Raw genomic sequence first — 14460 nt, forward strand, 5'->3', positions numbered from 1 at the left:
TTAATCACTTCTGTTTGAAAAAAATGATTAAAAATATAGGACCAGGTCCCTTAGTGGCAGCAGCATTTATTGGCCCTGGAACTGTAACTATTTGTACGCTTTCTGGAGTGCAATTTGGATTTGCGTTATTATGGGCGTTGGTGTTATCTATCATCGCCACCATTGTACTCCAAGAAATGGCCGCAAGGTTGGGGCTCGTTACTCAAAAGGGCTTATCAGAAATTATTCGGTCGGAAATTAAAATACCTGTTTTTAAGTTTTTATCAATTGCATTGGTATTATCTGCAATTGTTATTGGAAATGCTGCATATGAAGCTGGAAATATTAGTGGAGGTGTTCTTGGACTGGAAACCATAGTTGGCAATCATCACATAAATATTGGAAGCTTTTCTTTAAATATTTTAAGTCTCGTTATTGGCAGTATTGCCTTTGTATTGTTATATCTCGGTAATTATAAAATCATTGAAAAGGCATTGGTGTTTTTAGTCATTTTAATGAGTTTTGCATTTTTGACTACAGCGATTTTTACCAAACCCAATATTTTAGAATTATTAAAAGGTGCTTTTATCCCAAAGTTACCAGATGGAAGTACATTATTAATTATAGCTTTAATAGGCACAACTGTGGTACCCTATAATTTGTTTTTACATGCCTCTTTAGTAAAAGAAAAATGGCAAGATGTTAGTGATTTGGGCCATGCCAGAAAAGATACGTTTATCGCCATTCTGCTAGGTGGTTTGGTGTCTATGAGTATTGTTGTTTCCGCAACGGCAATACAAAGTACTGAAGTTAACAATGCAGCAGATTTAGCACTTGGTTTAGAACCATTATTCGGGAGTTTTTCAAAATACTTTTTGGCAATCGGATTATTTGCTGCTGGAATTACAAGTGCAATTACGGCACCTTTGGCAGCGGCATATGTTGCAAGTGGCTGTTTAGGTTGGGATTCTAATTTAAAATCTGTAAAATTTAGAAGTGTTTGGGCATTTATTTTAATTTTAGGTGTAATTCTTTCATCATCAGGGATAAAACCTATAGAAATTATTAAATTTGCACAAGTGGCCAATGGACTGCTACTACCTGTTATTGCTGGATTTTTATTGTGGGTCATGAATAGGAAAACGCTTTTAGGAAATTATAAAAACACAATAGCCAACAATACTTTTGGTGGGTTCATACTTTTAATAAGTATCTTGTTGGCTATTACCGCCTTAAATAAGGTTTTTAATTTAAATATATTTTAATGCCCAAACTTTCAATAGATATAAATGCCGATTTAGGTGAAGGTATTGGTAACGAATCCCAACTCATGCCTTTTATCTCATCTTGTAATATTGCCTGCGGTGGTCATGCAGGAGATGAAGATATCATGCAGCATGTTGTTAAGCTTGCCAAAAAATATAAAGTAAAAATAGGAGCCCATCCATCGTTTCCAGATCCTGAAAATTTTGGTAGAGTTGCCATGGATATGCCCTGCGTAGCTTTATTCAAATCAATTGAAGATCAAATTAATCTATTGATAGCCATTCTTGAAGAAGAGAATATGAATTTACACCATGTAAAAACTCATGGTGCACTATACAATATGGCGGCAAAGGATGAAAAAATTGCTACCGTAATTGCTGAGGTAATGAAAAGTATGGAATTGCCTGTAGCTCTTTATGTGCCTTATAATTCCGTTATGGCAGAAATTGCTGTTGAAAATAAAATTCCAATTGTATATGAAGCATTTGCTGATAGAAACTATAATGATGATTTAACATTGGTTTCAAGGCAGAAAGAAAACGCAATTATTGAAAACCCAGAAGATGTTTTTCAACATGTATATCGCATGATTTCAGAAGAAAAGGTTAAAACCATTTCTGGTAAAAAAATAAAAATTAAAGCTCAGACGTTTTGTATTCATGGCGATAATCCGAAAGCTATCGGTTTGCTTAATAGGCTTAATAATCAATTAGAAGAAAAAGGGATCTGCGTCCGATAGTTGTAAGTGAAATTTCAATTAAAATATCAGCCATTTGGAGAGCGTTCAATTCTTATTGTGTGGCCTGCTAAAATTGATACAACCATCTTAAATGATGTTTTGAATTTCAAACATAAAATTGAAATTGAACTCACTTCAAAATTTATTTCTATAAATAACGCATATAATTCAATATTAATAACTTACAGTATTGAACCTTTAGTTTTAGATGAAGAAATTGAACGATTAAAGTCACTATATAATTCACTTGGTAAAATTGAGAAAAGAACCTCCCGATTATGGAAATTACCCGTTTGTTATGATGCTAGTTTTGGTATGGATTTAAAAGGTATGTCCCAAGAAAAAAACCTTTCTGTTGAAACTATTATTAAACGTCATTCTCAACCAAAATATACTATTTATTTTATAGGTTTCTTACCCGGGTTTTTATATTTAGGAGGTCTGGATAAAACCCTTTTTACGCCCAGAAAAGCAACACCAAGATTGAAGATTGAAAAAGGAGCAGTAGGCATAGGAGGAGAGCAAACAGGTGTTTACCCATCCGCAAGTCCTGGAGGGTGGAACATTATTGGTAATTCTCCAATTGACTTTTTTAATGTTTTACAAAACCCACCATGTTTTGCAAAAGCTGGAGATGTTATCCAGTTTTATCCTATTTCTTTAGAAGAGCATGAAAATATAAAGACATTGGTTGAAGCTGGTGTGTATCAAATAGAAAGCGAGGTAGTGAATGATTAGAGTTTTAAAACCGGGTTTTTATACAACGGTTCGAGATTTAGGAAGAATGGGGTGGCAACAATTTGGAGTTCCTGTTTCTGGTGCTATGGATATGCGGGCGTTAAAAGTTGCAAATAGTTTATTGGGAAATAAAACTGAAGCTGCGGTTTTAGAGATGACCATGAGTGGTCCAAAACTGGAAATTTTGGAGAGTACTGCAATTTGTATCTCTGGGGGACATATGAGTCCTAAATTAAACGATAGTACGATTAAAAATGATAGTTTAATAGAGGTATCAAAAGGGGATATTCTAAGTTTTGGGAAACTGGTTTCAGGTTTTAGAAGTTATTTAGCGGTGTCTGGCGGTTTTATAACAGAATCTGTAATGGGAAGCAGAAGTATGTATCCTAGAATTACTGAGCAAATCCAGATAAAAAAAGGAGATGAACTCAAAATTTCTAAAAATAATATTTCAAATAAAAAGAAATTTTCTAGTGTTAAAATTGATACTGATTATTTAAAATCGAATGTAATCGAAGTTTTTAAAGGGCCAGAGTTTCATCAACTTTCAAAAGCACAAAAAGAAAGGTTGTTTTCTAAAGATTTCAGCATTTCAAAAGAAAATAACAGAATGGCGTATCAATTAAAGGAAACTTTAGACAATGCTTTACCATCTATAATTACATCGTTAGTAATGCCCGGAACAGTACAGTTAACGCCATCGGGAAAATTGATAATTTTAATGCGGGATTGCCAAACTACGGGAGGTTATCCAAGGGTTTTACAATTATCAGAACAAGCAATTGATGTTTTGGCACAAAAGTTTATTGGGAATTCAGTATGTTTTAAACTAAAGTAAATATTAAACCTTGGTTTCCTTTAAATTCAGGTTAGTAATAGAAACTTCGCTTTTTTGGGAAGTTTCAATATAACGTCTGTAAATCTTAGAATTTCTTTTTTGAAGGGTGTCGCTTTCAGGTTTTAACATTTTTGAAGTTCCTATTCTATCTGCACCACATTCTAGATATTTTACCGCCGTTTCAAAATCTTGAATACCGCCAGAAGCTTTTATTTTGGCTTTATCTTTTATGATCTTCTTCATAATTTTAACCGCAGTAAATGTTGCGCCACCACTTGCAAAACCTGTCGAGGTTTTTACATAATCAGCATTGGCATCAACGCAAATTTCACAAGCTTTAACTATTTCATTTTTATTAAGTTCCGAAATCTCTAAAATAACTTTCAAAGGTGTATCTCCAACGGCACGTTTTACATCGCTAATATCCCTTAAAACCGAAACGTGATTTCTGCTTTTAAGATAACCTAAATTAATAACCATATCTATCTCATTAGCACCATCTTCAATAGCATTTAAAGCTTCTGAAATTTTACTTTTTGTGGATGCCGCACCTAATGGAAACCCAACAACGGTACATACTTTTACATCTGTATCTTTTAAAAGTTCTTTCGCCAATTGCACGTAACAGCCGTTAACACATACTGAAAAATAATTATTTGCCTTGGCTATTTTACACACATTTATAATATCACGTTCTGTAGCTGTAGGTTTTAAAAATGTGTAATCAATATAGTTAGATAAATTCATAAATAAAAAGTAGGTTTTCTTTAAAAATTAGTAATATTCTCAGTCATTATTGAGGCGATAATAACAAATGTGAAATTAAAAATTTAGGACTAACCAGAGGGAGAGATTTTATTTTTTTATCAACAGATTAATAAACATTTAAATTTAAGCATTATTGTAGAGCATTTCTGCTTTTTATTCAATTATTCGATGAATTGAACCCTTATATCGATACTTGCCAAAATAATTTTAAACCCTTTTCATGGTTTTATTTTTAAGATTTATCAGTCTGTTTTCAAAATTATCCGCAGTAACAGGATGATTCACGTTTTTGAATCATTCCATAAAATCTTCAGAATGTTTTTCTCGCGTTTGTTTTAAAAGATTGAAATGTACGTCACCACACCAAATAATGGCTTTCAAATGGCTTTCTTTTCTTTATCGTACTAACTTCGATTATTTAGATGATTAAATGGATTGCGGAATGTTGAAATCTAATTTTGGTAGTGGTTTCTAATACTTTTGGAAGTTTTTTATAATTTTAGTTTTATTAAATATTCCAATTGGTATATTTAATCGCATATAAAAAAAGCAACGTTTATCTTATAAAAGACGCACGTTGCTTTTCATCCCGATAGTTATTGGGATACCAACCAGACTAAACTAAATTTTTATATGTTTTCTACCAAATCACTTTGATTTCTAAAAACTAACTTATCTCCAAAAGCATCGAGTAGAATGATACTATCTGTTGTTATTTTTCCTGCCAAAATCTCTTTGCTCAAAGCATTTAAAACTTCTTTTTGAATGACACGTTTTACAGGTCTTGCACCATATTCTGGATTATAACCTTTGTTTGCTAAATAATCTATAGCTTGTTGTGTGGCGTCAAAAGTGATGCCTTGTTGTGCAATCATTTTTGTGACACCCTTTAATTGTAATTTTACAATCTCAACAATGTTTTCTTTTGATAAAGGTGTAAACATTACAGTATCGTCTATCCTGTTTAAGAACTCTGGTCTAACAGATTGTTTCAACAATGCCAACACATCAATTTTTGCAGCTATGATAGCAGAATCTATATCTTTTGTAGCTTCAAAACGCTCATGTATAATGGTACTTCCCATATTGGAAGTCATGATGATTATCGTGTTTTTAAAGTCGGCTACACGTCCTTTATTATCTGTTAAATGTCCTTCATCAAGAACTTGTAATAAGATGTTGAAGGTATCAGGATGTGCTTTTTCAATTTCATCTAGCAATACCACAGAATAAGGTTTTCTTCTTACGGCCTCTGTTAATTGTCCGCCTTCATCATAACCAATGTATCCGGGAGGAGCACCAACCAATCTGCTCACCGCATGGCGTTCTTGATATTCGCTCATATCAATTCTGGTCATGGCGTTTTCGTCATCAAATAGGTATTCGGCCAAGGCTTTTGCCAACTCCGTTTTTCCAACACCAGTTGTTCCCAAGAAAAGAAAGGTCCCGATAGGTTTTTTCGGGTTTTGTAAACCAGCTCTCGATCGTCGCACGGCGTCACTTACTGCTTCAATGGCTTCTTCTTGACCAACAATGCGTTTGTGTAATTCGTCTTCAAGTTTTAACAATTTTTCGCGTTCGCTTTGCAGCATTTTAGTCACAGGAATTCCTGTCCATTTTGCAACAATTTCTGCAATATCATCATAAGTTACCTCCTCTTTAATCAAAGAATTCTCAGAGTGCTCTTGCAATTGCTTTTGAAGCTTTTCAAGTTCTTCCTGCGCTTCTTTAATCTTTCCGTATCGTAATTCCGCTACTTTTCCATAATCGCCTTCACGTTCCGCTTTTTCAGCTTCTAGTTTATAGTTTTCAATATCAGATTTTGTATTTTGGATATTATCAACCACTTCTTTTTCACTCTTCCATTTTGCAAAAATAGCGTTACGTTCCTCTTTTAAATTAGCTAAATCTGAACGCAGGGATTTTAATTTCGTTTCATCTTTTTCACGTTTAATGGCTTCAATTTCAATTTCCAACTGCATTATTTTACGATCCAAAACATCCAATTCCTCAGGTTTTGAATTGATTTCCATACGCATTTTAGACGCGGCTTCGTCCATTAAATCGATAGCCTTATCCGGTAAAAACCTGTTTGTGATATAACGTTGCGATAATTTTACAGCACCAATAATAGCATCATCTTTAATACGCACTTTATGGTGTGTTTCATACTTTTCCTTGATACCTCTAAGGATAGAAATCGCGCTTTCCGTATCAGGTTCGTTCACTATTACTTTTTGAAAACGACGCTCCAATGCTTTGTCTTTTTCAAAATATTTTTGATATTCATCTAAAGTGGTCGCACCAATAGCGCGGAGTTCGCCACGAGCCAATGCAGGTTTTAAAATGTTTGCGGCATCCATAGCGCCTTGTCCGCCACCAGCGCCAACCAGCGTGTGAATTTCATCTATAAACAAAACGATATCTCCATCGCTAGTCGTAACTTCTTTGATCACGGCTTTTAATCGCTCTTCAAATTCGCCTTTATATTTAGCACCCGCAATAAGCGCACCCATGTCGAGCGCAAAAATCTGTTTATCTTTTAGGTTTTCAGGAATATCGCCATCAATAATCCTATGCGCCAAACCTTCTGCAATAGCGGTTTTACCAGTTCCGGGTTCACCCACTAAAATTGGGTTGTTTTTAGTGCGTCGAGATAAAATTTGAAGTATGCGTCGGATTTCTTCACCACGACCAATAACGGGATCTAGTTTTCCGTCTTTAGCTAACTGATTTAGGTTTTTTGCATATTTACTCAAAGAATTATAAGTTTCCTCTTGACTTTGTGAGGTAACGTTTTCGCCTTTTCGTAGTTCCTCAATCGCAGCTTTTAGGGCTTTTTCGGTCACACCTTGATCTTTCAGCATTTGTGCAATTTTGCTTTTGGATTTAAAAACCGCCAAAATCAGATGCTCCACAGAAACATAATCATCCTTCATGTTTTTGGCAATGATAGAAGCCTCGTTTAAGGTTTTTCCTGCCTCACGGGAAAGCATAATTTCGCCGCCAGAAACTTTCGAGAAACTTTCCAGTTGTTTGTCAAGTGCCTGTTTTAATATGGAAACATTAACGTTCAGCTTTTTTAAAATGAACGGTATCACGTTTTCATCAACTTCAAAAATGCCTTTGAATAGATGTTCATTTTCAATTTGCTGATGTCCGAATCCTTGTGCAATCTGTTGTGCCTGTTGTATGGCTTCTTGGGATTTTATGGTATAATTATTAAAATTCATATGTATATAATTTATGTTCTTTTTGCTTAACTTTACGCCCAGTACAGGTCAATTACCTTACCATTTCTAAAAGTTGATTATTTTGAGACAAAATGTCTTGATTCTTCCGTAAAGAGATGACTATTAGTCAGTTCGTAAGTTTTTTGAATGAATTCGACTGATACTAAACAATGAATAAATAGAATAAGCGTTTCAATTATAACACAGAATTATTAATAGCAATTATGGGATTATTAAATAAAATATTTGGAGGTGATAAGGTAGCAAAAGAAGAAAAAATTCTACCATGGGTTTCATTTAACGATTTACAGCAAATAGATTACATCAAACAAAAATCGAGTATAAAACCTCAAGTAATTTTTAAACATTCCACACGATGTGGTATTAGTAGTATGGTGCAACGTCAGTTTATAAAAGACTATAACTTTAGCGAAAAAGAATTGGACTTGTATTATTTAGATTTACTGAATTATAGAAAAATTTCGGATGAAGTTGGTTTCGCTTTTCAACTGATACATGAATCTCCACAACTTTTAGTGGTTAAAAACGGAGCGTTGGTGGCGCATGCGTCTCATGGACAGATTAATGAAGTTGATTTAAACCGATTTATTTAATCACGTTTCTTCCGTTTGAATTCTGACTATCTATTCGTTTACGGCACATTACTAAAGGATTCAGACACTGAGATGTCTCAATTTTTATCTCGTAATTCTGAAGTTACAGGTAAAGGCTTTTTTTATGGTAAACTTTATGAGATTTCTTGGTTTCCGGGTGCTGTTTTAAGTGATGATATTTCTTGGAAAGTCTATGGAAAGGTTTATAAATTGAAGAATTCCAAAGATGTTTTTAAAGTTTTAGATGCTTACGAAGGGATTGATGGAAATAATCCAGAATCTAGTTTATTTAAAAGAGAATTAGTAACTGTTTTTCAAGAAGACGGCTCTCAAATTAAAGTTTGGGTGTATTTGTATGATCGTTCAATAGAAAATAAAAAACACATCATTTCCGGAGATTTTTTGAAAGATGATAAAAAAGCGTTTCGTAACACCTTATTTCGTCCATTACATATAAAAACGGAAATAGAATTACCAAAACAATTTACTTTTCCTTTTTATTACCAACCGCACGAGCTGAGTATTCTTGCTGCAAAAGATTTACAAACTTATTTAGAATCTCAAACCGATTTTGAACATAATTTCGGATTAGATCCAAGTATGGAAGGTTTGCAAATAGGGAAGATGTTTGGGGTAATGGTCGTGGAAAACTCACAAGGAGACTTAGGCTATTTGGCAGCGTTTTCGGGAAAACTTGCCGAAAGTAATTTTATAAACGGATTTGTACCTACGGTGTATGATAACTTAAATGAAAAGGGATTTTATAAAATTGGAGAAGCAGAATTGAACAGGCTCAACAGACAGATTGAAACCTTAGAAAATGGGTCTGAATTAAAACAAGCACAATCCAATTTAGAGCAACGTATTTTAGATTACGAATTTGAATTAAAAGACTTTAAACAAGCTATTAAATCGAAAAAGAAAGCACGCCAAGTAGAACGTGAAGAAGGTTTGAAAAATTTATCAACCGAAGCTTATAATGACCTGCTTGAAGATTTAAAAAACCAAAGTATCTATTATCATTTTAGGTTGAAAGATTTAAAACAAGATTGGGAACAAAAAATTGAAAAAGCTCGAACGCATCTAGATAGTTTTTTAAATCCATTAAACGATTTAAAGGAAAAGCGTGCGAAACAATCGGCGTCTTTACAGAAACGTTTGCACGGGCAATATCGATTTTTAAATGCCGAAGGAAAAACAAAAGATTTAAACGCTATTTTTAAAAATACAGTAACGCCAACCCCACCAGCAGGTTCGGGAGAATGTGCAGCACCAAAGTTATTTCAATATGCTTATCAAAATAATTTGAAACCAATTGCCATGGCGGAATTTTGGTGGGGCGCATCGCCAAAATCCGAGGTGCGTCAACACAAACAGTTTTACCCATCCTGCCGCAGTAAATGCGAACCTATTTTAGGACACATGATGCAAGGATTGGATGTTGAAGATAACCCAATAGAGCAGATGCCTGTTTACGAAGCACCTCTCGAAATTGTTTACGAAGATGATTATTTACTCCTCGTAAACAAACCCCATGAGTTTTTATCCGTGCCAGGGAAACGCATTCAAGAATCAGTATTAACAAGAATGAGGCGGTATTTACCAAAAGCCAAAGGGCCTTTATTGTTGCATCGTTTAGATATGTCCACTTCTGGATTATTGCTAGTCGCCAAAAACGAAAAAACACATAAAAACCTTCAAAAGCAGTTTATCGGTCGCAGTATAAAAAAACGTTATGTGGCGTTGTTGGATGGCGAACTACTAACCAAAGAGGGCATTATCGATTTACCGTTGCGAGTAGATTTAGACAATCGCCCACATCAATTGGTATGTTACGAACACGGAAAGCCTGCCCAAACCAAATACAAAGTCGTCTCTATTGAAAACGGTAAAACACGCATTCACTTTTTTCCTATTTCTGGACGCACGCATCAATTACGGGTGCATGCAGCTCATACTGATGGATTAAACACTCCTATTGTTGGCGATGATTTATACGGTACAAAAGGGGAGCGGTTGTATTTGCATGCAGAACAACTTTGTTTTGTGCATCCTGTAACGCAGGAGATTCTGGATGTGGTTTGTGAGGCACCTTTTTAAATGTATCGTCATTGCGAGAGCAACGAAACAATCTAGGGTGTTTAAATTATCGTCTTTTTTTTAAAAGATTACTTCAATCGTACCTTTTTCGTAATGACGCCCGCTGCTGCTAGTTTGTAACTAGTATCATACACTTATTATAATGTGGTGTTAACTTACGAAAAATAAATTATATTTATGGGATAACAAAGATATCTAACTCATCTTATCCTGGCTTATTTGCGGGATTTTGAAACATAAAAGTAATTATATAACATGCTGTAAGTAATGCTGAAAAACCACCAAGCGAGTGAATAAAACGATATTTGAAATTACAAAAATGGATTGTCCTTCCGAGGAAAATCTAATCCGAATGAAATTGGACGGGATTTCGAGCATTGCGAATTTGGATTTTGATATTCTGAATAGAAAATTGATTGTTTTTCACAGCGGAGAAATTGACCAAATCGAAAAGTCAGTTCTCGAACTGAATTTAGGCGGAAAGAAAATCTCGACTGAACAAACCGACCAAACGGAATTTAAAGAAAACAAAATCCAAAAAAAGCTACTTTGGTCTGTACTTGCAATAAATTTTGCTTTTTTCATTGTTGAAATGACGACAGGAATTATCTCAAAATCTATGGGACTTGTTGGCGACAGTTTGGATATGCTTGCGGACAGTTTTGTTTACGGAATTAGTTTGTTTGCGGTTGGAGGAACTTTAACAAAGAAAAAGCGGATTGCCAAACTTGCTGGATATTTTCAAATAACACTTGCGATTATTGGATTTGTAGAAGTGTTAAGAAGATTTTTCAGAGATGAGAAACTTCCCGACTTTTCGACAATGATTATCGTTTCGATTTTTGCACTTGTCGCAAACGGTATTTGTCTTTACATTTTGCAAAAGTCAAAAAGCAAAGAAGAGGCACATATGAAAGCAAGTATGATTTTTACATCGAATGACGTGATTATCAATTTAGGAGTAATAATTGCAGGAATTTTAGTAAATTATTGGAGTTCAAATAAACCTGATTTGATTATCGGAACAATTGTTTTTGTGCTGGTAATTCAAGGAGCATTTCGGATTCTGAAATTGGGCAATTGAGCGGAAAGCACCAATTGTAGCATGCATATATAACATATAAAATGTGTACTATTTCTAAAAGAAAATAAGAAGTATATGAACCAAATCAAAATACTAAAAATAGGCTTCATTTTAATCCTACTCACATCCTGCAAAGAAAATAAAACCCAAACACCACAAACAGACTTCTGCTCGCAAATCCATAGAAACGATACCATAACACTTTCTAATACACTAAAAGACGTTTCCGAAAAGATGGAAACGAAAACAGGGGTTTACGTTTTAGAAGATGGCAGTAACGCCATGATTACCAGAGCATGGTTAACCGAATATGCCGAAAAAACCATCGATATTCAATATTTTATTTTTTCAACGGATAATGTCGGATTAATTGCTTGCGATTATTTAATACGAGCAGCAGACAGAGGTGTTAAAGTTAGAATTATTGTAGATGATATTATGGTGGATGCCACTATTGAAGATATTTTAACTTTTAATTCCCATGAAAATATTGAAGTCAAAATTTACAATCCAGGCGTAAATCTAGGAAAGAATATTGTTCAGAAAATTGGAAAGTTCGCCACCGATTTTAGAGATGCCAACCAACGCATGCACAATAAAACCTTTATTGTAGATGATAAAATTGTGATTACTGGCGGTAGAAATATTGCAGATGAATACTTTGATTACGACCACGACTATAATTTCAGGGACAGGGATATTTTGTTATTAGGCAAAGTGTCTCAAACGGTAAAAAGGTCTTTTAACGAATTCTGGAATAGTGATTTAAGTAAACCTGTAACCACTATTATTGGTAATGATTCTGAGCGCGCATATCCAGAAAACAGGTTTGACAATTTACATCAATATGCTTGTAATCCAGATAACTTCTGGCCACAAATACGACAACGAATCGCAGATTTGCCAAATACATTCAACACCATTAAAAATTCTGGAGATCTTGTTTGGTTGGATGACGTTGATTTTATTTCAGATGAACCAGGAAAAAATAGTGGCGATAACTTTTTATCGGGTGGAGGCATTTCAACAACTGCTTTGATTAATTTGGTAAAAAATGCAAAATCTTCTATCGACATTCAAACCCCGTATTTAGTGACCACAAAACTCAGTAGAAATTTATTCAAAGATGCCGTAAATCGAGGGGTAAAGATTAGAATTCTAACCAATAGTTTGGCATCAACAGATAATGTAGAGGCTTTTAGTGGCTATCAAAAAAATAGAGAAGATGTTCTAAATACAGGAGTACGCATATTTGAGTTTCGTCCTGATGCCGAAGAACGTACAAAAATAATGACCGGCGAATTACAGGAAACATTGGAGCATCAACCCATATTCGGACTGCATGCAAAAACCATGGTCATCGATGGAAAAACAACCGTTATAGGCACATTTAATTTAGATCCCAGAAGTGCAAATTTAAATACAGAATGTTTTGTTGTGGTAAATTCACGAAAAATATCAAATGGTGTTTTAAACGGCATGGAAATAGAATTTAAACCTGGGAATTCTTGGGAAACCACATTGGATTACAATCCAGATTCCGAAGTAAGTAATTACAAGCGTTTGAAAACTTGGACTAGAAAAATTATTCCTAAGAATATTTTGTAAAATTTTATATTTAGAAGATAACTTGAAGTTTAGTTGAATTAAGCAATTTTAATAACACCACTCATTAACATTAAAAATACTTATATTGTCTAAAAAATTTATCAAAATTTAAATAAACAATAACGAACAAATCCCTCTCCTTTGGAGAGGTTAGGAGCGGAATGAAAAAACTAGCATTACATTGGAAAATTATTATAGGAATGGTTCTCGGAATCATTTTTGGTTTTATTATGAACACCGTTGATGGCGGCAAAGGTTTTGTAACCGATTGGATTGCACCTTTCGGCACCATCTTTATCAACCTTTTAAAACTGATTGCAGTTCCGTTAATACTGGCATCTTTAATAAAAGGGATTTCAGATTTAAAGGATATTTCAAAAATAAAATCCATGGGTTTACGCACCATTGGTATTTATATTGGGACAACCTTAGTGGCGATTGTCATCGGTTTAAGTATCGTAAACACATTACAACCTGGTAAAGGCATGCCACAGGATACCATCGAAAAAATTAAGCTCAAATATGAAAACGATGCCGGAGTTACCGATAAATTAATGAAGGCATCGGCACAAAAAGAGGCGGGTCCGTTACAGGCATTGGTGGATATTTTTCCAAGTAATATTTTTCAATCTTTTGTAGAAGCATCAATGCTGCAAGTAATATTCTTCGCCCTTTTTGTCGGTATCTGTTTGTTGCTTATTGGGGAAGAGAAAGCAAAACCACTCGTAAACTTCTTCGATTCCTTGAATGAAGTGGTCATGAAAATGGTAGATTTAATTATGCTTTTTGCACCGTATGCTGTTTTTGCTTTGTTGGCAAATGTGATTATTGCTTTTGATGATACCGAAATTTTAGTCAAACTATTGTATTATGCATTGTGCGTTGTTGGCGGATTGATATTAATGATTGGGTTTTATATGCTCTTATTGAAGATTTATACCAAAAAGTCGCCAATTTGGTTTTTAAAGGAAATAAGTCCAGCACAATTACTCGCATTTTCAACAAGTAGTAGTGCCGCGACTTTGCCAGTAACTATGGAGCGAGTAGAAGAACATTTAGGCGTAGATAAAGAAGTGTCTGGATTTGTATTGCCTGTTGGTGCTACCGTAAATATGGACGGTACAAGCCTTTATCAAGGTATTGCGGCCGTATTTATCATGCAGGTTATTTGGCCCGAGGGCTTAACGTTTACGAATCAATTGGTCATTGTGCTTACAGCCTTATTGGCTTCAATTGGGAGTGCGGCGGTGCCAAGTGCTGGTATGGTAATGCTTGTTATTGTTTTGGAATCCATCGGGTTTCCTGCGGAATTATTGCCAATTGGTTTAGCCCTAATTTTCGCGGTTGACAGGCCTTTAGATATGTGCAGAACGGTTGTAAACGTAACTGGAGATGCCACGGTCTCTATGATAGTCGCTAAATCTTTGGATAAGCTGCACGAGCCTAAACCCAAGGAATGGTATGATAATTATGAACAAGTCAAATAGATTGGT

General features: G+C 34.7%; 11 protein-coding genes. 9 read left to right on the forward strand and 2 right to left on the reverse strand.

The features are described 5' to 3' along the window. Positions 1 to 23: 23 nt before the first annotated feature. The 4 genes from ABXQ82_RS03580 to ABXQ82_RS03595 are packed head-to-tail and all read left to right on the forward strand — an operon-like array spanning position 24 to position 3560. Positions 24 to 1244 carry an Nramp family divalent metal transporter gene (locus ABXQ82_RS03580; RefSeq protein ID WP_367054959.1) on the forward strand — a complete coding sequence of 407 codons (1221 nt, stop codon included), beginning with the start codon at positions 24 to 26 and terminating at the stop codon, positions 1242 to 1244. Further along, positions 1244 to 1984 carry a 5-oxoprolinase subunit PxpA gene (pxpA, locus tag ABXQ82_RS03585; protein WP_367054962.1) on the forward strand — a complete coding sequence of 247 codons (741 nt, stop codon included), beginning with the start codon at positions 1244 to 1246 and terminating at the stop codon, positions 1982 to 1984. Before ABXQ82_RS03580 ends, pxpA begins: the two co-directional genes overlap by 1 nt. 6 nt (positions 1985 to 1990) lie before the next feature. After that, a complete protein-coding gene (gene pxpB, locus ABXQ82_RS03590) occupies positions 1991 to 2722 on the forward strand; it encodes a 5-oxoprolinase subunit PxpB (RefSeq protein ID WP_367054965.1) in 732 nt (243 codons plus the stop codon). After that, complete coding sequence (locus ABXQ82_RS03595; RefSeq protein ID WP_367054968.1) at positions 2715 to 3560, forward strand: biotin-dependent carboxyltransferase family protein; 846 nt, start codon at positions 2715 to 2717, stop codon at positions 3558 to 3560. The genes pxpB and ABXQ82_RS03595 overlap by 8 nt, the downstream gene beginning before the upstream one ends. 3 nt (positions 3561 to 3563) lie before the next feature. Here ABXQ82_RS03595 and deoC read toward each other — a convergent pair whose 3' ends face one another. Both deoC and clpB read right to left on the reverse strand, forming a co-directional pair. Further along, entirely contained in the window at positions 3564 to 4307 is a 744-nt protein-coding gene (gene deoC / locus ABXQ82_RS03600) for a deoxyribose-phosphate aldolase (protein WP_367054970.1), read from the reverse strand. 650 nt (positions 4308 to 4957) lie between these two features. Beyond that, a complete protein-coding gene (gene clpB, locus ABXQ82_RS03605; RefSeq protein ID WP_367054973.1) occupies positions 4958 to 7561 on the reverse strand; it encodes an ATP-dependent chaperone ClpB in 2604 nt (867 codons plus the stop codon). A gap of 224 nt (positions 7562 to 7785) precedes the next feature. Between clpB and ytxJ the strand changes: the two genes are divergently transcribed. The 5 genes from ytxJ to ABXQ82_RS03630 all read left to right on the forward strand — a co-directional run bounded on the left by ytxJ (position 7786) and on the right by ABXQ82_RS03630 (position 14454). Further along, the gene (gene ytxJ, locus ABXQ82_RS03610) at positions 7786 to 8175 is read left to right on the forward strand and encodes a bacillithiol system redox-active protein YtxJ (RefSeq protein WP_367054976.1); all 390 of its coding nucleotides are present in this window, start codon (positions 7786 to 7788) and stop codon (positions 8173 to 8175) included. A 15-nt stretch (positions 8176 to 8190) separates the two neighbouring features. Further along, complete coding sequence (locus ABXQ82_RS03615) at positions 8191 to 10275, forward strand: pseudouridine synthase (RefSeq protein WP_367054979.1); 2085 nt, start codon at positions 8191 to 8193, stop codon at positions 10273 to 10275. 289 nt (positions 10276 to 10564) lie between these two features. Next, positions 10565 to 11359, forward strand: a complete 795-nt coding sequence (locus ABXQ82_RS03620; RefSeq protein ID WP_367054982.1) for a cation transporter — start codon at positions 10565 to 10567, stop codon at positions 11357 to 11359. A gap of 75 nt (positions 11360 to 11434) precedes the next feature. Further along, positions 11435 to 12967, forward strand: coding sequence for a phospholipase D family protein (locus ABXQ82_RS03625; protein ID WP_367054985.1), 1533 nt, complete (start codon positions 11435 to 11437; stop codon positions 12965 to 12967). Positions 12968 to 13128: 161 nt separating this feature from the next. Then, positions 13129 to 14454: a dicarboxylate/amino acid:cation symporter gene (locus tag ABXQ82_RS03630; protein ID WP_367054988.1), complete on the forward strand. Its 1326-nt coding sequence runs from the start codon at positions 13129 to 13131 to the stop codon at positions 14452 to 14454. Positions 14455 to 14460: the final 6 nt, after the last annotated feature.

The sequence above is a fragment of the Algibacter sp. 2305UL17-15 genome (assembly GCF_040720935.1).
Classification (GTDB): domain Bacteria; phylum Bacteroidota; class Bacteroidia; order Flavobacteriales; family Flavobacteriaceae; genus Jejuia.

Coding starts and splice junctions, on each gene's coding strand:
- ABXQ82_RS03580 (WP_367054959.1), top strand. CDS start 24: ATGATTAAAAATATAGGACCAGGTCCCTTAGTGGCAGCAGCATTTATT.
- pxpA (WP_367054962.1), top strand. CDS start 1,244: ATGCCCAAACTTTCAATAGATATAAATGCCGATTTAGGTGAAGGTATT.
- ABXQ82_RS03595 (WP_367054968.1), top strand. CDS start 2,715: ATGATTAGAGTTTTAAAACCGGGTTTTTATACAACGGTTCGAGATTTA.
- deoC (WP_367054970.1), bottom strand. CDS start 4,307: ATGAATTTATCTAACTATATTGATTACACATTTTTAAAACCTACAGCT.
- clpB (WP_367054973.1), bottom strand. CDS start 7,561: ATGAATTTTAATAATTATACCATAAAATCCCAAGAAGCCATACAACAG.
- ytxJ (WP_367054976.1), top strand. CDS start 7,786: ATGGGATTATTAAATAAAATATTTGGAGGTGATAAGGTAGCAAAAGAA.
- ABXQ82_RS03625 (WP_367054985.1), top strand. CDS start 11,435: ATGAACCAAATCAAAATACTAAAAATAGGCTTCATTTTAATCCTACTC.
- ABXQ82_RS03630 (WP_367054988.1), top strand. CDS start 13,129: ATGAAAAAACTAGCATTACATTGGAAAATTATTATAGGAATGGTTCTC.